This window comes from Streptomyces sp. NBC_01241 (assembly GCF_041435435.1).
GTDB lineage: Bacteria > Actinomycetota > Actinomycetes > Streptomycetales > Streptomycetaceae > Streptomyces.
In genome coordinates this window covers 1,303,703-1,321,127 of record NZ_CP108494.1, presented here as the reverse complement: position 1 = coordinate 1,321,127, position 17,425 = coordinate 1,303,703, and the positions used below count along the sequence as shown (strand labels likewise).

Genomic DNA, 17,425 nt, shown 5'->3' with positions numbered 1-17,425 from the left:
GCCGGACGGCTGCTGCTGACGCCTCCGTGGCGCCGGAGCCGCTCATGCCAGCCCGCGCGGGGTGTAGGTGAATGCCTCGGACGTCAATGGAACTCCATAGGTGCGCAGTTGATGGGCGCGGGTGAGCACCGCGGCGCCTTCGAGAAGGTTGAGCGCGATCTGCACCACGGACCGGTTCGCCGGTTCGGCCAGGAACGTCCCCGCCACCCAGCGGTTGAACGCGCCCGTCGCAGGCCCGCACCAGATCTGGTAGTCGGTACGCCGGGCCGCCTCGCCGGTGATCGCCCACCGACTGGAACTGCCCAGGTACCAGCGGAAGACCAGCGCCATACGGTGCTTCGGATCGGCCTCCGCACGCGTGATCTCCGAGGGATCGCGCCGCTCCCAGAACGCGCGCGTGTGCTGCCAGACCTCGTCGAACGAGGCGCGCAGCACGTCCCGTTCGATCGCGGCGCGCACCGCGGGTGGGATCTCCTCCAGCGAACCGTGCGCCCGGTAGGCAGCGTGGAGCCTGGCGGCCCGCTGGGCGAACATCGTCCCGCGGGAGAGTACTTGCAGCGTGACACCCAGCTCGAACATGTCCGCCGCCGGTGCCATGGCCACATCGGCGACATCCGCCTCGCAGAGCATCGACTTGGCCTCTTCGGACAGGCCCGCCTCGGTCGCGGTCTGGTTGACCGATCCGACGACCACGTACGACGCGCCGAGGGCGAAGGCTGCGGCCACCGCGGCCGGCGTGCCCAGCCCGCCGGCCGCGCCGATCCTGACCGGCCGGCGGTAGCCGAATCGCCGGCACAGCGCGTCGCGCAGCAGGGCGATCCTCGGCAGCAGGGCCGACAACGGCCGGTTGTCGGTGTGACCTCCGCTGTCGGCCTCCACGGTGATGTCCTCGGCCACCGGCACCAGGGCCGCCAGGCCCGCCTCCTGCGGGGTCAGCTTCCCCTGGACGACGAGCCGGTCCAGCAGCGCGGCCGGGGCGGGCGAGAGGAACCTCTCGGCCACCTCGGGCCGGGAGACCTTGGCGAGCATCCGCGTGCGCCGGACGATTCCGCCGTCGGCGCCGCGGCGCAGTCCCCGGGCCGAGCACAGCACGACGGCCGGTGTGAGCTCCATGAACGCCGACGCCGAGATGCGGGGCACACCGCAGCGCAGCAGCAGCTCGGCGACGCGGAACTCCAGCGCGGGTTCGGCCGGTGAGTGGATGAGGTTCACGCCCCAGTTCGAACGGGACCGCAGCTCCCCGGCCAGCGCGTGCACGGCCCGCTCCACATCGGCATACGCCAGGCCGCCGGCGCCGAAGAACCCCAGCATCTCCGCCCGGGCCATCGCGGACACCATCCGGGTGGTCGCGATGCCGTTCGCCATCTCGCCCGCCACATAAGGGAAACGGACACCGTGCGCCTCGCAGAAGGTGCGCCCGCCGAGCCACTCGGGGTACAGCGGCGGCAGCGTCCCGAGCACCCGGCCGTCGGGTACGGGACCAGCCGCGAGCCCCAGTTCACGGCCGCTCGGCCCGCTGACGATGTGTACGGGTTCCCGGATCTGTCGGGCCCGGGCGGCGATCTCCTCGGGGGAGAAGACCGGCGGGGACGCGACGGGGGCGACGGGAGCGGAGAGCACGGACACGGAGGGGCTCCAGCGGGAGAGGAGGTGTGCGGGTCAGGCGTAGCGGGCGGACGGGAAGGCGGCGGTGGGCGACGGCCCGGTGGGAACCCGGTCCCTCGGGACCAGGCCGGACCACAGGTAGTCGAGGTCCACTCGGTCGGAGGCCGCCGACGACCCGAACAGGGCCCGGACCCGGGTGTCGTCGAAGCGCCGTCGGTGGGTCAGATAGGCCGTCAGACCCGGGTAGAAGTCCACCAGGGCCTCCAGCGCCGACGGGTCGTCCGGCTCCGTGGTGACCAGGTCGATCGACAACTCGACCAGCCGTTCCAGCAGGGTTGCGATCGTCAGCACGGGCACGTCGCGGTCGTGGACGACGTGGTACGTGTCGACTCCGCCCGAGGGCGTCCGGCCGGCCAGCCGCACCATGACCTCGGCCGCGTGCTCCACCGGCATCAGGTTCAGCCGGCCGTGCGGATGACCCACCAACCGGACGCGGGGACGGCCGCCCGGGTCGGTGCCGTGGGGGTCGTCGGGTCCGTCGCCGCCGTGGCCCGGGCTTCCGGGGCCGGCGGTGCGTCGCGCGTCGCGCAGGATCCGCTCGATGACCTGAAGCGGATGCGAGGGCAGTTCCGGGTGCGGCGGCAGGTCCGTGACGAGGATGCTCGGCCGCAGCACCACGACCGGGCGGCGGTGCTCCCGCGACCACGCGTGGATCAACACCTCCGCCTCGTACTTGGAGCGTTCGTAGGCGTTCTCGAAGCCGTACGCGTCGTCCAGCTCGTCCTCGTACGCCACCCCCTCACGCCGGCTTCCGGCGACGAAAGCGGTACTCACGTGGTGGACCACGGGTCTCTCGCGTCCGGCGGTGGCCAACTCCAGTACATGCCGGGTTCCTTCGACGTTGATGCGGCGCAGCTCGGGAAGGTCCCCCTCCAGATTGATGCTGCCCGCGCTGTGCCAGATCGCGCCGAGACCGTCGGCCAACTCCTGGAACGCGCGCCTGGACAGCCCCAGCCCGGGTTGCTCCAACTCGGTCTCCACGACCCGCAGCCGGTCGGGGAGTTCGGCGATGAACGGCTCGGGCACGCCGGTCCGTGCGAAGAACCGGGTGATGCGGTGCAGCGCGTCACCCGACCCCGCGTGGACCAGGACCGTCACCGACCGGTGCGTGTCGAGCAGACGGCGCAGCAGGCGCAGTCCGAGGAATCCGGTGGCGCCGGTGAGGGCGACGTGCATGACCTTGGCTCCAAGGGCTCCGAAGGGGACAGGACCACTGCCGCGTGCGGGGGCGGTGAACGCCGGGGCCGTTGCGGCGGCAGGGGAGGCGAGATGTATCCGGCGTCCCACGGCGCGGCATGAGACCGGCGGTCGTGGCGTGCGCGGCCTGAACTCGTCCGGCCGACCCGGTGCAACGGGCGTCCGCCGGTCCCCCGGTTCGTCCGGCCCCGCCCGGGGCTGCTCGGGCCTCTCACAGGCTTGATGACCACTGGCGCTCGGCACACAGTGTCAGACGGCGGACGGTGATGGAGCACCCGATCCGGTCGGCTCACCCGAATGAAGTACCCACGCCACGGTCCGTGTGTGTCCCGGACGGCTCGTCGTAGCTCCCGTCGCGAGCCGGGGTGCCCGGCCGCACGGACGCAACGGAAGCAGCCGGGACCGAGCGGGCCACCCGGAGGACCGTCCCCCTTTCGGGTGATCTCGCGGGCGGAGGCCGGCAGGCGGTCCCGGGCGGCTCCGTGTCGCCGCAGGCGTGCGGTGACGGGCGTCGAGCCCGGCGGGGCGGTCGGGGAGCGCGTACTTCGGGGGGTGCGGGCGAGTACGGCCGTTCACCGCTGCCGGATATAAACCGTACTTATTCAGGCCGAGGAGACGCGTTCGGCGTCGCTGCGGACAGGCGCGGGGCGGCGGCCCTTCCGAGCCATGGTCCGTCCCGGTCGGTCGGGGTGGCCGAGCGCCCGGCCTCGCCCCGCCTGTCTGTCTCTTGGCACGAACTGGAGTTCCCCGATGCCCGTGTCCGATCCGTCAGCCCGGTCCGTTCCCCTCCCCAGCCACCCCGCCCACTCGGTCGACCGCGCCTTCCTCGGCATGGAGCGTCGCCACCCCGACGTCCGCTGGGACGCAGGCGGTGTCGCGTACCTGAGCGGTCCGCCCCCGAGCCTGACGGACTTCCGCGCGTACGTGGGCTCACGCCTGGGCCGGCTGCCGCTGCTCAAGAGCCGGGTCGAGGGCGGCTCACGGCGCCCCCGGTGGCGGCCGGACGCGGACTTCACCGTCGACCGGCACGTCCACGAGGCGGTCGCAGAGGGCCCCGCAGGGTGGGACGCCGCCCTGCACACCGCGCTCGACGCGCCGTTCGCGCCCGGCACCTACTGGGGGATCTGGCTGGTCCACGGCCATGTGCCCGACGAGTACGCCGTGTGCTACCGCTTCCACCACGCCTGCCAGGACGGTTCGGCCGCCGCGATGACTTTCCGGGCCATGCTGGGCGAGGGGGAGCCCTCGGCCCGCCCGGTGCCGAGGAAGGGCCGCCTGGCCGGTCTGCCCCGACGGGTGGGCACCGCAGTCGGGCTGACCACGATGTTCCTGGCCGGCTCCCTCGCCGTTCGCGGCCACCGTCCGGCCGTCCCCTTCGTCCCCACGGGAGAGCGGCGGCTGTGGCGGGGCCGTGTGCCGGCGGACACCCTCCGCCGGATCGCTGCGGCACATGGCGGATCGGCCCACGACGTCCATCTGGCCGCGCTCGCCGGGGCGTTGTCGGCCTGGTCGGCCCGGTCCGGCGTACCGCTTCCTCGGGTGACGGCGTTGTTGCCCGTTGACGCACGCCGCCCGGACGAGGAACAGACCTGGGGCAACCGCTGTTTCGCCCTGCCGCTGGAGCTGCCCGTGCGGACCGCCCCGGAACGCGGGATTGGATCCCGGGACGGCGACTCGCCCCTGCGGCGACTGGAACACATCATGGCCACGACCCGGAGACTGCGGGGCGAGACCTGGCGGCAGGCCATTCAGGACATGGTCCACTACATGCCGGACCGCCCGACCGAGTGGTACCTGCGAAGGATGCTCTCCCCACGCGTCACCGACGTCATGGCCACGTCCATGCCGGTCGCCGACAAGGGAAGTCTGGGGGAGAGCCGGGTGACGGGCGTCGCCCTGCTCCCCCTGCTCGTGCCCGGGCACCTCTTCGGAGTGGGCCTGTCGTTCTTCGGCAACTGGACCGAGTCGTCCTTCGTTGCTGACCGCGCCCTTCCGCTCGGGGAACTGCTTCCGGAACTGTGGGAGCAGGCCGTGGGTGAACTGGAGGGAACCTCTGCGCCGGTGTGAACGCGGAGGCGCCGGGGGCCGTACCGATCGTTCGGGTGCGGTCCCGGGCCGAGCAGTCTGTGTCAGACCACCGCTGCGAGTTCTGCCGGGGCCGTCAGCCACAGCCCCGGGAGGTCCGCGCCGTGGGCGAAGGCCGTGTCGTGGACGACGGAGAGCGTGCACTCGGCCCGGTACCTGAGCAGCGTCAGATGGCAGAGCTGACCGGGCAGGGGAGCGCCCAGCCCGAGCGCGCCGTCCAACCGTGCCTCACCGAGGGCCGGCTGTGGCACGGCCGCGGGGAAGTAGGTGCCGGTGAGGGAGGCGTGGCGTGCCGAGGCTCACCGGACGCGGCGCGGGCCGCATGAGAGGGCGGGAGGTGTACACCCTCCGCTCGACGCGTCCGGGCTCCAACTGACGTGAGAATGAGGCGAGACGGCGCAGAGGAAGGGGCTCCTCACAAGGCAGCCGCTAGTGCCCCTCCCGGCAAGCTTTGCCCCGTCGCGCCGCCCAGCACGCACTCCCCCAAGGCCTTGAGGGCCAGGGGGGACCCCCTTCCGCGTTGGCCAAAAGCCCTGGTAGCTCCTTCCCCAAGCTCTCAACTTCGTTCGAGCAGGGGAGACCCCATCCAAGGACTTCCGGCCGCCTTGCGATCGCACGCACTGAACGACGCTCCTTCCGGGCAAACATTGCCGGTCGCGGCACTAGCCGCCCCGGTCGCCTCGAAACCTGTTTCCGTCGGCAAAGGCGCCGCACGTGTGACGCGGTGTGCGCCGGATTGACGCCGTGGAACGGAACCGCTCCTGGCGCCGTTTCCGTTGCGCTGCCTGCTCGTTGGGCACGGGCGGACCGGTTCCGCCGCCCATCGGAAGACGCGTACCGCTTCCGTGGCAATCCGGAAGACCTGGCACGACGGAGCAGCGCGATGGACGTCACAGAGGTGCACCACTCCTACCGGCAGCACGCCGTTCTACGGGGCGTCGACCTCCGGTTGCGGCCCGGGGTCCTCGCCGGGATCGTCGGGGAGAACGGCGCCGGCAAGACGACGTTGCTGAGGATCCTCGCCGGTGAACTCCGGCCGGACCGGGGCTCGGTGCACCACGGCGGCAGGTTCGGCTACTGCCCGCAGTCCGTGGTCCTGGACGACTCCTTCACCGTCCGCCAGCACCTGGACTTCTTCCGGCACGCCTTCGGGCTGGCGGACCTGCGGCGAGCCGAGGAAGTGATGGAGACCCTGGCCTTCACCGAGTACCTCGACCAGCGCGCGGGTCTGCTCAGCGGCGGCTCACGGCAGAAGCTGAACCTGACCCTCGCGCTCATGCACGACCCGGACGTACTGCTGCTTGACGAGCCCTACCAGGGCTTCGACTGGGAGACGTACCTGCGCTTCTGGGAGCTGGCGACAAGGCTGCGCGACGCCGGACGCTCGGTGCTGGTCGTCTCGCACCTGGCGTACGACATCGAGCGCCTGGACCAGCTGTGGGTCCTGGAGGACGGGCGCCTCCACCTCCAGGACCGGTGCTCGGAGGCGGCGGCATGAGGCGGCACTGGTCCCTGTTCACCACAGCCTCCCGGTACGCGCTGATCGGTCACGCCCGCAACCGGTTCGCGATGCTGCTGGTGGTGCTGTACATCCCCGTGTGGATCGCCCTGGCCTACCTGACCATTCCCGACCGGCCGGCGCCATTCCGGCTGCGGGCCACGGGCGAGGTCCTGACCCCGCCCGGCAATCACCTCACACAGATCACCGGCGCGCTGAACGCGGTCACCCTGATCGCCGGGTTCATGATGTTCGCCGCCACCTTCACGGGCGGTGCCTTCGACCGGCGCCTGGCCATGGCGGGGTACCCGCGTCACCACCTGGTCCTCGCCAAGCTCTCCGCGCTCACTCTGGTCTGCGCCGCCGTCGCGGCATACGCCACGGCCGCCGCCGGCTTCGCCTGGTCCCCCCGACAGCCCCTCATGCTCGCTGCCGCGCTGTTCTGCGCCGCCCTGACCTACGGCACGCTCGGAGTGGTCTTCGGCTCGGTGCTCCGCCGTGAGGTGGAGGGCATGTTCGCCATCCTGATGATCAGCATCATCGACGTCGCCCTGCAGAACCCCCTGTCGAGTTCCGGGTCGGACAGCGCCGTCGTGCGCTTCCTGCCGTCGTACGGAGCCGTGCAGGCCAGCATGTCCGCTGCCTTCTCCACCGCGCCGGTGGCCCAGGGCCTCGCGATCCAGTTGCTCTGGCTCCTGGGGGCGGCGCTGGCCGGGTTCATGGTCTTCCGCCGACGTACCCGCGACGCACTCCCACCGGAACGGAAGCGACGCACCCCGGACCACTCCGGGCCCGGCGTGAACGCGGGCGCGCCCGCGCACACGCCGGAGCCCGGCGCAGCCGCACAGCGCGTACGACCCACCTGACCGGCGGGCCACCGGCCGTTCGGTCCGACAGCTGCCGTGACCTGTGGGAGCCGGAGATCGTTCTGCAACTGGGCGTTGATTCTTCGCCCGACCACCACATTCTTCACATAAGGAGCACCACCCCCATGACCCTTTCGCGCACCGTCCGGAGCACGCTCCTCACCGCGGCCCTCCTGTCCGCCTCCGCCCTGGCCTTCCCCACCTCCGCGCAGGCGGCTCCGCTGCCGCCCGCGTGTCAGGAAGCGCTGCTCACCACCCTCGACAAGTTCCCCGTCGCGGACTTCACGGTCCCCGACAAGGTCCAGAACGCCATGCTGAACGAGGTCGGGAACCTGAGTGAGGCCGACCAGCAGGCCTTCACCGAGAAGGCGTGCGCGGCCTGGAACAACTGGGCCACCAAGAACGGCCAGGCGGTGGCCACGGACCTGGACACCCGCTACCGGAACGCCGCCGGACCCGCGTGCAACAAGTTCACCACCTCCGCCATCGGGACGATCAAGAAGTACGCCCCGAACGTCCCCGCCGAAACGAGGGAGTTGGAGAAGGTGGCCAAGAAGGTCTGGCAGAACGCCATGCAGAAGCTCGCCGTGGAGGCCACCAACGCCGACTGCCGTAAGGCCTACAACGGGGTAAAGGCCGGCTGGTAGCGAGACCCGTCGGATGACGCCCCCGTCCGCCGTCCGACGTTTCGTTCTGCCGCCTGGCCCTTCCGTCCGTCGTCCGACCCGACGGCCTCGGTCGGCCACATCGACTCCGTAGCTGCGCGCAAGGGTGTCGAGGCCGTGGCCGTAGCCCTGGCCGACGGTACGGAAGCTCCAGACGAGACCGCGCCTGTGGGATTCGCGGTGTGGGAAGGTACCGGCCGAGGAGCGGGCCGCCTTGGAACTTTGGAGGACCCGACCACCGCGCCGGGCCCTCACCATGCCCACCAACCAGCACCGTCCCAAACACCCACGCCCAGCTACTCGGCAGCAGCAACTGAAACGGCGAGGTCGGTTCGGCTGGCCGATCGGCCGGACCACCGGCGTGTTCACGCCCACGCCGCGTGGCTGGGAGACCGCCCACACGACGGCGTCCACCAGGTGCTCGGCGGAGATCATCGTGCCCGCCGCGTCGGCGCCGCCGGGGCGGTCGTCCCAGAACGGCTCTATGGCCCTGCCCCTGGTCCGTGGATCTCCAGGTAGCGGCGCCGTATAGCCTGGGGAAATGCTGACAGAAGTCACCGCGACTCGCTATGTCACGCCCCTGCGGGAGGGCGGATCACTGCCCGGGATCGTCGAGGCCGACGACCTGGGCACGTACGTCATGAAATTCACCGGGGCCGGACAGGGTCGCAAGACGCTGGTTGCGGAGGTCATCTGCGGACAGCTCGGCCGCAGGCTCGGCCTCCGCGTCCCCGACCTCGTACAGATCCAGCTCGACCCGGTCATCGGGCTCGCCGAGCCCGACCAGGAGGTGCAGGAACTCCTGAAGGCGAGCGGCGGACTCAATCTCGGGATGGATTTCCTGCCCGGGTCGATCGGCTTCGACTCGCTCGCCTATCAGGTGGACTCCAGGGAAGCCGGCCGGGTCGTCTGGTTCGACGCGCTGATCAACAACGTCGACCGGTCCTGGCGCAATCCGAACATGTTGATCTGGCACGGCGACCTGTGGCTCATCGACCACGGTGCCACCATGATCTGGCACCACAACTGGCCCGGCGCCCAGACGTCCGCGGCCAAGCCCTACAACGCCTCGGACCACGCACTCGCCCCGTTCGCCCCCGATATCGCGGCGGCCGCCGCCGAACTCGCCCCGCTGGTCACCGAGGAACTGCTCACCGAGGTCACGGCCGACGTCCCCGACGAATGGCTGGTGGACGAGCCCGGCTTCGGCTCCACGGACGAGTTGCGCCGCGCCTATGTGGAGGCGCTGCTTCCGCGCGCCGCGACGATTCATGAGCGGATCACGCTGGAGGGCCCCACCGAGCCCAAGCCGTCCCAGGCACCCGGCTGGCTCACCGAACACCTCACCCCGTGGCCCCACCCCACCAAGAAGAAGAACGACAAGGACGGCCAGCGGTGAGCGAGCGCGATGTCTTCGAGTACGCGCTGCTGCGCGTGGTGCCGCGCGTGCAGCGCGGCGAGTTCTTCAACGCGGGCGTAGTCGTCTACTGCCGCGCGCGGGGTTTCGTCGCCGCCCGTACCCATCTCGACGAGACCAAGCTGAAGGCCCTGGACCCGACCGCCGACGTGGTCGGTGTACGGGCCGCTCTGCGCGCCGTCGAGGGTGTCTGCCGCGGTGGTGCGGACGCGGGCCAGGCGGCCCGGGACGACGCGGGCCGCCGCTTCCGCTGGCTGATCGCCCCGCGTTCCACCGTCGTCCAGCCGAGCCCCGTGCACAGCGGCCTCACGAACGACCCGGAAGCCGAGGTCGAGCGGCTGCTCGATCTGCTGGTGCGCTGATTCTCCGTCCCCGCGCGCCGCCCGTGACCCTCGCGGCAGCGGCGCCGCCGGGTGTGACATGCGCCCCTGTGGCCGTGGGCCGTTGACACCGGGTGCAAGGGCTTCTAGCGTCTCGTCTGCTGAAGGTACTAAGCGGTTGCTCAGTTATCGGGGTGGTTCCGCGCACGCGAAGGCATCTGTGCCGGGAGCGCCCCGACGTCCGCTGAGCCGCGATCCAAGGGCGAGGAGAACCAAGCATGTCCACCACCGAGCAGCGCGTCGCCATCGTGACCGGAGCGGCGCGGGGCATTGGCGCCGCCACCGCGGTACGCCTGGCGGCCGAGGGCCGCGCCGTCGCCGTACTCGACCTCGACGAGGCGGCCTGCAAGGACACTGTCGAGAAGATCACCGCCGCCGGGGGGACCGCCCTCGCCGTCGGCTGCGATGTGTCGGACAGCGCCCAGGTGGAAGCCGCGGTCGCGCGGGTCGCCGCCGAGCTCGGCGCGCCGACGATCCTCGTCAACAACGCGGGCGTGCTCCGCGACAACCTGCTCTTCAAGATGACCGAGTCCGACTGGGACACCGTGATGAACGTGCACCTCAAGGGCGCGTTCCTGATGGCCAAGGCCGTCCAGAAGCACATGGTGGACGCCAAGTTCGGCCGTATCGTCTCGCTCTCCTCCTCCTCGGCGCTCGGTAACCGCGGCCAGGCCAACTACTCCGCTGTCAAGGCCGGGCTGCAGGGCTTCACGAAAACCCTCGCCAAGGAGCTCGGCAAGTTCGGCATCACCGCCAACGCCGTCGCCCCCGGCTTCATCGTCACCGAGATGACCGCGCAGACCGCGGCCCGGATCGGCATGGGCTTCGAGGAGTTCCAGGCGGCCGCCGCCACCCAGATCCCGGTGCAGCGCGTCGGCCGGCCCGAGGACATCGCCAACGCCATCGCCTTCTTCACGGGCGACGAGGCCGGCTTCGTCTCCGGCCAGGTCATGTACGTCGCCGGCGGACCGCTCAACTGACCCGAAGGGTTATGGACATCATGAATGTGCAGGACAGCGGGAAGGTCGCGCTGATCACGGGCGCGAGCCGGGGCATCGGCTACGGCATCGCCGAGGCGCTCGTGGCCCGCGGCGACCGGGTGTGCATCACCGGGCGTGGCGAGGACGCCCTCAAGGCGGCCGTCGAGCGGCTCGGCTCCGACCGGGCGATCGGTGTGGTGGGCAAGGCGCACGACGAGGCACACCGGGCGGCGGCGGTCGAGCGCACCATGGAGGCGTTCGGGCGGGTCGACTTCCTGGTCAACAACGCCGGTACGAATCCGGTCTTCGGCCCGATGGCGGACCTCGACCTCAACGTCGCCCGCAAGGTCTTCGAGACGAATGTGATCTCGGCGCTCGGCTTCGCCCAGCAGACCTGGAAGACCTGGCAGAAGGAGAACGGCGGGGCGATCGTCAACATCGCCTCGGTCGCCGGAATGTCCGCCTCGCCGTTCGTCGGCGCGTACGGCATGAGCAAGGCCGCCATGGTGAACCTGACCCTCCAGCTGGCGCACGAGTTCGCACCGGTCGTCCGGGTCAACGCGATCGCCCCCGCGGTGGTGAGGACGAAGTTCGCCCGGGCACTGTACGAGGGTCGGGAGGCCGAGGCCGCCGCGGCCTATCCGCTGGGCCGGCTGGGGGTCCCCGAGGACATCGGCGGTGCCGCCGCGTTCCTCACGTCGAGCCAGAGCGACTGGATCACGGGACAGACCCTGGTGGTCGACGGCGGAATATTCCTCAATGCGGGCGTGGGCTGAGCACAGCCTGAGCGGGTTTGGTCCTTATTGACTCAAGTGCCCTGTCGGGCCCGCGGATTGACCCGACGGGGCACTGCGGTATGGTCTGCCGACCCATGGCTGATCGAGGAGCGTTCACGTGTTCTACCGGGCCAGTTTGCAGGCCGCTGCAGTCCTTGCTTCCCTTTCCATGCTGGCCGGCTGCGGACTCCTTTCCGACAGCGGCTCGAATGTGGAGCAGAAGATAGTCGTCGGGACGACCAGTGAGCCCTCCACCCTCGATCCGGCGGCGGCGTGGGACAACTCCTGGGAATTGATGCGGAATGTCTTCCAGACCCTGGTGAGTTTTCCCACCGGCAGCACCAGCCCCGAGCCCGATGCCGCGGAATGGTGCAAGTTCACCGACACGACCAGCACGGCCTATCGGTGCAAACTCCGCAAGGGCCTGAAGTTCTCCAACGGCGACAATCTCGACGCCGAGGCCGTGAAGTACTCCATCGACCGGATCTCGGCCATCAAGGTCAAGGGCGGCCCCGCCGGCATGCTCGGCTCGCTGGACCGGATCGAGACCAAGGGCGACGACTTGGTCGTCTTCCATCTCAACAAGCCGGACGCCACGTTCCCCTTCATTCTCGCCACGCCCGCGATGTCGCTGGTGGCGCCCAGCGACTATGCGGAGCACAAGATCCGCAACGACGGGAAGGTCACCGGATCCGGCCCCTACCTCCTGCGTGCCTACAAGCCGGGGAACCGGGCCGAACTGGTGAAGAATCCGGACTACAAGGGGTTCGCCAACCGCAAGAACGACGCTGTGACCATCCGGTACTTCAAGGAATCCGCCCCGGTGGTCAGTGCGTTGAAGAAGAACGAGATTGACGCGATCTATCGCGGCCTCACCGCCGAGGAGGTCGTCAATCTGGAAGACAACAAGGACAAGAACAGCGATCTGCAGATTGTGGAGACCGTTGGCGCGGACATCCGGTTCCTGGTCTTCAACCCCGAGGACCCGGCAGCCGGGAACGTGGCCGTGCGGCGGGCCATCGCCCAGCTCGTCGACCGTGACGCCCTGGTCGCCAAGGTCTACCAGGGCACGGCCGAGCCGCTGTATTCCATGGTCCCCAAGGGCATCGCCGGACACACCACCAGCTTCTTCGACGTCTACGGCGACCCCGACAAGGCCAAGGCGAAGCAGATCCTCGTCAAGGCGGGCATCACCAAACCCGTCGCGATGACGTTCTGGTTCACGACCGACCGGTACGGCTCGTCCACGGCCCCCGAGTTCGACGAGCTGAAGCGTCAGCTGGAAGAGTCCGGACTGTTCCGGGTCACGCTGAAGAGCAAGCCCTGGAAGGAGTTTCAGGAGGGCTTCACCAAGGGCCGGTACCCCGTCTTCGGCCGCGGCTGGTTCCCGGACTTCCCGGACCCGGACAACTTCATCGCCCCCTTCGTGGGCGAGGACAGCATCACCGGGACGCCCTACCTGAAGCGTGAGATCACCGAGCAGCTGCTGCCGCAGACCCGCAAGGAGAGTGACCGGGGAGCGGTCAGCAAGCAGGTCGAACGGGCCCAGCAGATCCTGGTCGACGACGTGCGGCTGCTGCCGCTGTGGCAGGGCAAGCTGTACGTCGCTTCGGGCGACGACATCGGCGGCGGCGAGCGCGCCCTGGACCCGCAGACGGTCATGCAGATGTGGGAGCTGTACCGCAAGGCCAGCTGGTAGGCCCCGGCAGAACTCGCGAGGTCCGTTGTCAGTGGCCCCCGGTAGGTTCTCGGGTGAAGAACGTATTGGACCGACCGGCAATCGGGGGGTGGGGGAAGGAGCTGGGCTGGGTGCGTGCAACTGCAAGGCGGAGGAATGAGGCATGGCGGAGCCATGGTGATTGACGACACGCCGCAGGTGTGCGCGCCCAGCCCCGCGGTGCCGCCCCCCAATTGCCGGTCGGTCTTACCTACCGGAGGTTGTTGACGTGACCGACACCGACCTGCTGCCCGAGTCCTGGCGCGGCGTCCTCGGCGAAGAGCTGCAGAAGCCCTACTTCAAGGAGCTCACCGAGTTCGTCGAGGAGGAGCGGGCCAAGGGGCCGGTCTATCCGCCGCGCGACCAGGTGTTCGCCGCGCTGGAGGCCACGCCCTACGACAAGGTGAAGGTCCTCGTCCTCGGCCAGGACCCGTACCACGGAGAGGGGCAGGGGCACGGCCTGTGCTTCTCCGTGCGGCCGGGTGTGAAGACGCCGCCCTCCCTGCGGAACATCTACAAGGAGATGAACGACGAGCTCGGTCTGCCCGTCCCGAACAACGGGTATCTGATGCCCTGGGCCCAGCAGGGCGTCCTGCTGCTCAACGCCGTGCTGACGGTGCGCGCGGGCGAGGCCAACTCGCACAAGGGCAAGGGCTGGGAGAAGTTCACCGACGCGGTGATCCGCGCGGTCGCCTCGCGGCCCGATCCGGCCGTCTTCGTGCTCTGGGGCAACTACGCCCAGAAGAAGCTCCCGCTGATCGACGAGGAGCGCCACGCGGTGGTGAAGGGCGCGCACCCTTCACCGCTCTCCGCCAAGAAGTTCTTCGGCTCCCGTCCGTTCACGCAGATCAACGAGGCGGTGGCGGCGCAGGGGCACGAGGCCATCGACTGGCGCATTCCCGACCTGGGCTGACGCCGCGGTCCGGGCCGGGGCCGGTGGCGGGCGCCCGGTGGACAGGCCCGGACGCCCGCCCGAGCCTCAGCGGGATTGGCCGCGGCTGCGGCTAGCGTCGATCGGGAACGGTCGGTCGGGAACGGGTGGACAGGGACAGGGAGGCCGCAGTGACGGAGCAGCGGGAGGCGTCCAAGGACGCCGTCATGACCAGGATCGGCCAGGCCGTCATGCTCCTGCACGGCGGTGACCGGGAGGAGGCCCGCAATCGTTTCGGCGACCTCTGGTCGGAGATCGGCGAGGACGGTGACGCCCTGCACCGGTGCACCCTCGCCCACTACATGGCCGACACCCAGGACGACCCCGGTGATGAACTTGCGTGGGACCTACGGGCGTTGACCGCGGCCTACCGCCTGACCGACGAGCGGGCGGCGCAGCACTCCGACTCGCTCGCGGTGCGGGCGTTCTATCCCTCGCTCCATCTCAATCTCGCGGCGGACTATGTGAAGCTCCAGCGCCCCGAGGCGGCCCGGATCCACCTGGACCGGGCGCACGCCGCCTCCGACGTGCTCGCGGCGGACGGATCGGACGACGGATACGGGGGAGGGGTCCGGGAGGCGATCGTGCGGCTGGAGCTGAGGCTGCGGGAGATGTGAGCGGTGGCCCGGCCGGGGCGGCCGGGCCACCGCTCACTCGCCCGGAACCGGGAGAGTGGGGTTCCGGTATCGGACGTCGGTTTGTGTCCGTCGTGCCGGGCTCAGCGATTGCTCTGCCGGTGCCGGACGACCGCTCGTCTCCGTCGTACCGGGCTCAGCGGCCGTAGGCGTTCTCGCAGATCCGGGACTGCGGGCTGCCCGCCGGCCAGTGCCCGTACCCCCGTCCCAGCGTGCAGACGTCCGCTCCGGTGACGGTGGCCGGCAGGGCCGGGACGGGGGCGGTCACGGCGGGCGGGGCGTGACGCGGCCGGGGCCGGGCCGTCCCGGGGTGGTTCCGTTGCCGTGGCGCGCGGGCCGCGGCGCGGCCGGTGGCCGGGGGTGCGCCCGCCGGCGTGGGCGCGGCGGCGGACGGCGCGGGGACCGGAACGGCTTCCAGGCTGTCGTGGACCGGTGGACGCGCGATCTGTGGCGCCAGGTCCTGGGCGGGGCTGCCGTTCCGGGGCCGGGGCGGCACATCCGGCTGCGGGGTCACGGACACACAGCCGGACAGCGTCGTGACCGCCAGGCCGACCAGGAGCTTCACGGTGATTCTGGTTCGTTGCACCTGATCAACTCTGCGGTACGGAACCGGTATCAGGTGAGCCGGGAAGCCGTGATTGGCCCGCACGAGTGACGCCGGTCAGCGCAACGGCCACGCGGATCCCAGCATCCCGCGCAGCAGTTCGGCGAAGCCGGTACGCAGTTCCTCCTCCGTCGGTACGGAGCGGTGGTACGACCCCGCGGCGCACGAGAACATCAGCCCCTCGCACCAGGCCACCAGGGACAGGGTGTGCCGCTCGGGTTCGGCCGATCCGGCCGCCGTCATCAGCGCCATCAGCGGCTCGCGGAACTGCCGGCCCGTCGCGTCGAAGAACTCCCGCAGCTCGGGGCGCCGGGTGGCCTCCAGGGCGAGCTCGTAGCGGCAGACGAGCAGGTCGGGATGGCCGGTGAGGTACCGGTGCAGCGCCAGCGCGAGACCCGCGACCAGCGCCTCCGGGCCAGGTGGCTGTGCGGCGTCCGGAACCGGAAGTTCACCCGGGGCGAGCACCCGTGCCTCGCGCTCCGCCAGCCGTCGCACCGTCGCCTCCAGCAGGGACTGCCGGGTGCGCGCGTAGTTGGACGTCGACCCCTGGGGGAGTCCGGCGCGCTCGTCCACCGCGCGGTGGGTCAGCCCGCGCATCCCGCGTTCGGCGAGGAGCGCGAGGGCGGCATCGGTCATGAGATCGGCCCGGGAGGTGCCGGTGGTGCGTGTGGCCATGGGGCCAATCTACCCGCGGCACTACATCTGTAGTACGGTGAGCGTGTCACTACAGGTGTAGTTTCGAGGGTTCGAGGAGGAACGATGGACCATCCCCACGCCGTCGTCATCGGCAGCGGAATCGGAGGCCTCACCACGGCGGTGGCCCTGTGCAGGAGCGGTTGGCGGGTCACCGTTCTGGAGCGCGCCGCCTCCCTGGAACCCGTCGGCGCCGCTATCGCCCTCGCTCCCAACTCCCAGCGCGCCCTGGACGTCATCGGCCTCGGCGACGAGATCCGGTCCCTCGCCGCCTGGCAGGGCGCGGGCGGCATGCGCACCCCGGGCGGCCGCTGGCTCTCCCGTACGAACAGCGCCGCCGCGACCGAACGGTTCGGCGGCACGATCGTCCTGCTGCACCGGGCCACCCTCGTCGACCGCCTCGTCGCCCGGCTCCCCGACTCCACCGTCCACACCGGTGCCGTCGCGGAACTGCTGGACTCGGGCGTCGTGGGCGGTGCGCGTGCCGTGGTGCGGACAGTGTCCGGGACCTTCGAAGCCGACCTCGTGATCGGGGCCGACGGCATCAGGTCCGGTGTACGCGGCGCCCTCTTCCCGGCCCACCCCGGCCCCTCGTACGCCGGATTCACCACCTGGCGTCTCGTCGTTCCCGCGTCCGGGCGGCCCTTCGCACCGCACGAGACCTGGGGACGTGGCGCTCTCTGGGGCACCCAGCCGCTCAAGGACGGCCGGATCTACGTCTACGCGGCCGCCGTCGCCCCTGCCGGAACCCAGGCCGCCGACGACGAGAAGGCGGAGCTGATGCGCCGGTTCGGCAACTGGCACGACCCGATCCCCTCCGTCATCGCCGCCGCCGAGCCCGGCCAGGTGCTCCGGAACGACGTGCACCACCTGATCACCCCCCTGCCCTCCTTCCACCGGGGCCGCACCGCCCTCGTCGGCGACTCCGCGCATGCCATGGCCCCCAGCCTCGGACAGGGCGGCAACCAGGCGATCGAGGACGCCATCGTGCTCGCCCACCACGTGACGCCGGACCGGGACCTCGGCGCGGGCCTGGCCGCGTACACCGCCGACCGGCTGCCCCGCACGACGGCCATCGTCCGCAAGGCGGCGAAGGCCGCCCGGCTGATGCGATGGACGGGTGCCCCGGCCGTATTGCTGCGCGACGCCCTGATCACCGGCGTCTCGCGGATCGGGCCCACTCTCGTCCTGCGCACCTTCGACGGCATCGCGGACTGGCAGCCGCCGGGGGACACGTATGCTGCCCGGACGAAGGACGCGCACCGGCCACCGCGGTAGACACCGGCTCGAACAGCCCGACGGGCACCCTCGCCCGG

The 17,425-nt window shown here is 70.7% G+C and carries 17 protein-coding genes; 12 read left to right on the top strand and 5 right to left on the bottom strand.

From position 1 onward, the window contains the following. Positions 1–42: 42 nt before the first annotated feature. Together OG306_RS05530 and OG306_RS05525 are read right to left on the bottom strand one after the other, a co-directional pair. Entirely contained in the window at positions 43–1,626 is a 1,584-nt protein-coding gene (locus OG306_RS05530; RefSeq protein ID WP_371665174.1) for a PfaD family polyunsaturated fatty acid/polyketide biosynthesis protein, read from the bottom strand. Between the two features lie 33 nt (positions 1,627–1,659). After that, the gene (locus tag OG306_RS05525; protein ID WP_266744910.1) at positions 1,660–2,841 is read right to left on the bottom strand and encodes an SDR family oxidoreductase; all 1,182 of its coding nucleotides are present in this window, start codon (positions 2,839–2,841) and stop codon (positions 1,660–1,662) included. Between the two features lie 771 nt (positions 2,842–3,612). Here OG306_RS05525 and OG306_RS05520 point away from each other — a divergent pair. Beyond that, a complete protein-coding gene (locus tag OG306_RS05520; RefSeq protein WP_266744909.1) occupies positions 3,613–4,929 on the top strand; it encodes a wax ester/triacylglycerol synthase domain-containing protein in 1,317 nt (438 codons plus the stop codon). A 62-nt stretch (positions 4,930–4,991) separates the two neighbouring features. Here the strand turns inward: OG306_RS05520 and OG306_RS05515 are convergent, their stop codons facing one another. Then, the gene (locus OG306_RS05515; protein ID WP_266744908.1) at positions 4,992–5,198 is read right to left on the bottom strand and encodes a hypothetical protein; all 207 of its coding nucleotides are present in this window, start codon (positions 5,196–5,198) and stop codon (positions 4,992–4,994) included. Positions 5,199–5,830: 632 nt separating this feature from the next. Between OG306_RS05515 and OG306_RS05510 the strand changes: the two genes are divergently transcribed. From OG306_RS05510 to OG306_RS05465, 10 genes are all read left to right on the top strand, one after another. After that, on the top strand, positions 5,831–6,445 hold the full coding sequence (locus OG306_RS05510) for an ABC transporter ATP-binding protein (RefSeq protein WP_266744907.1): 615 nt from the start codon (positions 5,831–5,833) through the stop codon (positions 6,443–6,445). Next, positions 6,442–7,311 carry an ABC transporter permease gene (locus OG306_RS05505; RefSeq protein ID WP_266907220.1) on the top strand — a complete coding sequence of 290 codons (870 nt, stop codon included), beginning with the start codon at positions 6,442–6,444 and terminating at the stop codon, positions 7,309–7,311. Before OG306_RS05510 ends, OG306_RS05505 begins: the two co-directional genes overlap by 4 nt. A gap of 125 nt (positions 7,312–7,436) precedes the next feature. Next, the gene (locus OG306_RS05500; RefSeq protein ID WP_266744905.1) at positions 7,437–7,958 is read left to right on the top strand and encodes a hypothetical protein; all 522 of its coding nucleotides are present in this window, start codon (positions 7,437–7,439) and stop codon (positions 7,956–7,958) included. Between the two features lie 559 nt (positions 7,959–8,517). Next, entirely contained in the window at positions 8,518–9,375 is an 858-nt protein-coding gene (locus OG306_RS05495) for a HipA family kinase (RefSeq protein ID WP_266744904.1), read from the top strand. After that, complete coding sequence (locus OG306_RS05490) at positions 9,372–9,755, top strand: DUF3037 domain-containing protein (protein ID WP_266907222.1); 384 nt, start codon at positions 9,372–9,374, stop codon at positions 9,753–9,755. The genes OG306_RS05495 and OG306_RS05490 overlap by 4 nt, the downstream gene beginning before the upstream one ends. Positions 9,756–9,991: 236 nt before the next feature. Beyond that, positions 9,992–10,753: a 3-oxoacyl-ACP reductase FabG gene (gene fabG / locus OG306_RS05485; protein ID WP_266744902.1), complete on the top strand. Its 762-nt coding sequence runs from the start codon at positions 9,992–9,994 to the stop codon at positions 10,751–10,753. Between the two features lie 20 nt (positions 10,754–10,773). After that, a complete protein-coding gene (locus OG306_RS05480; protein WP_371665173.1) occupies positions 10,774–11,529 on the top strand; it encodes an SDR family oxidoreductase in 756 nt (251 codons plus the stop codon). Between the two features lie 118 nt (positions 11,530–11,647). Further along, entirely contained in the window at positions 11,648–13,228 is a 1,581-nt protein-coding gene (locus tag OG306_RS05475; protein WP_266907224.1) for an ABC transporter substrate-binding protein, read from the top strand. Between the two features lie 247 nt (positions 13,229–13,475). Then, positions 13,476–14,159 (top strand): uracil-DNA glycosylase, encoded by a 684-nt coding sequence (locus tag OG306_RS05470; RefSeq protein WP_266744899.1) that lies wholly within the window; start codon positions 13,476–13,478, stop codon positions 14,157–14,159. Between the two features lie 149 nt (positions 14,160–14,308). Continuing rightward, a complete protein-coding gene (locus OG306_RS05465) occupies positions 14,309–14,794 on the top strand; it encodes a hypothetical protein (RefSeq protein ID WP_266744898.1) in 486 nt (161 codons plus the stop codon). A 154-nt stretch (positions 14,795–14,948) separates the two neighbouring features. On the opposite strand, the gene OG306_RS05460 is transcribed toward OG306_RS05465, so the two are convergent. Both OG306_RS05460 and OG306_RS05455 read right to left on the bottom strand, forming a co-directional pair. After that, positions 14,949–15,398, bottom strand: a complete 450-nt coding sequence (locus tag OG306_RS05460) for a hypothetical protein (protein WP_266744897.1) — start codon at positions 15,396–15,398, stop codon at positions 14,949–14,951. Positions 15,399–15,473: 75 nt separating this feature from the next. Continuing rightward, positions 15,474–16,091, bottom strand: a complete 618-nt coding sequence (locus OG306_RS05455; protein ID WP_266744896.1) for a TetR/AcrR family transcriptional regulator — start codon at positions 16,089–16,091, stop codon at positions 15,474–15,476. Positions 16,092–16,175: 84 nt separating this feature from the next. Here OG306_RS05455 and OG306_RS05450 point away from each other — a divergent pair, with 84 nt between their 5' ends. Continuing rightward, on the top strand, positions 16,176–17,387 hold the full coding sequence (locus OG306_RS05450) for an FAD-dependent monooxygenase (protein ID WP_371665172.1): 1,212 nt from the start codon (positions 16,176–16,178) through the stop codon (positions 17,385–17,387). Positions 17,388–17,425: the final 38 nt, after the last annotated feature.

Bases quoted from the DNA above. Each gene is read 5' to 3' on its own strand.
- OG306_RS05505 (WP_266907220.1), top strand. From the start codon at position 6,442: ATGAGGCGGCACTGGTCCCTGTTCACCACAGCCTCCCGGTACGCGCTG.
- OG306_RS05480 (WP_371665173.1), top strand. From the start codon at position 10,774: ATGAATGTGCAGGACAGCGGGAAGGTCGCGCTGATCACGGGCGCGAGC.
- OG306_RS05455 (WP_266744896.1), bottom strand. From the start codon at position 16,091: ATGGCCACACGCACCACCGGCACCTCCCGGGCCGATCTCATGACCGAT.
- OG306_RS05450 (WP_371665172.1), top strand. From the start codon at position 16,176: ATGGACCATCCCCACGCCGTCGTCATCGGCAGCGGAATCGGAGGCCTC.
- OG306_RS05500 (WP_266744905.1), top strand. From the start codon at position 7,437: ATGACCCTTTCGCGCACCGTCCGGAGCACGCTCCTCACCGCGGCCCTC.
- OG306_RS05520 (WP_266744909.1), top strand. From the start codon at position 3,613: ATGCCCGTGTCCGATCCGTCAGCCCGGTCCGTTCCCCTCCCCAGCCAC.
- OG306_RS05510 (WP_266744907.1), top strand. From the start codon at position 5,831: ATGGACGTCACAGAGGTGCACCACTCCTACCGGCAGCACGCCGTTCTA.
- OG306_RS05525 (WP_266744910.1), bottom strand. From the start codon at position 2,841: ATGCACGTCGCCCTCACCGGCGCCACCGGATTCCTCGGACTGCGCCTG.
- fabG (WP_266744902.1), top strand. From the start codon at position 9,992: ATGTCCACCACCGAGCAGCGCGTCGCCATCGTGACCGGAGCGGCGCGG.
- OG306_RS05495 (WP_266744904.1), top strand. From the start codon at position 8,518: ATGCTGACAGAAGTCACCGCGACTCGCTATGTCACGCCCCTGCGGGAG.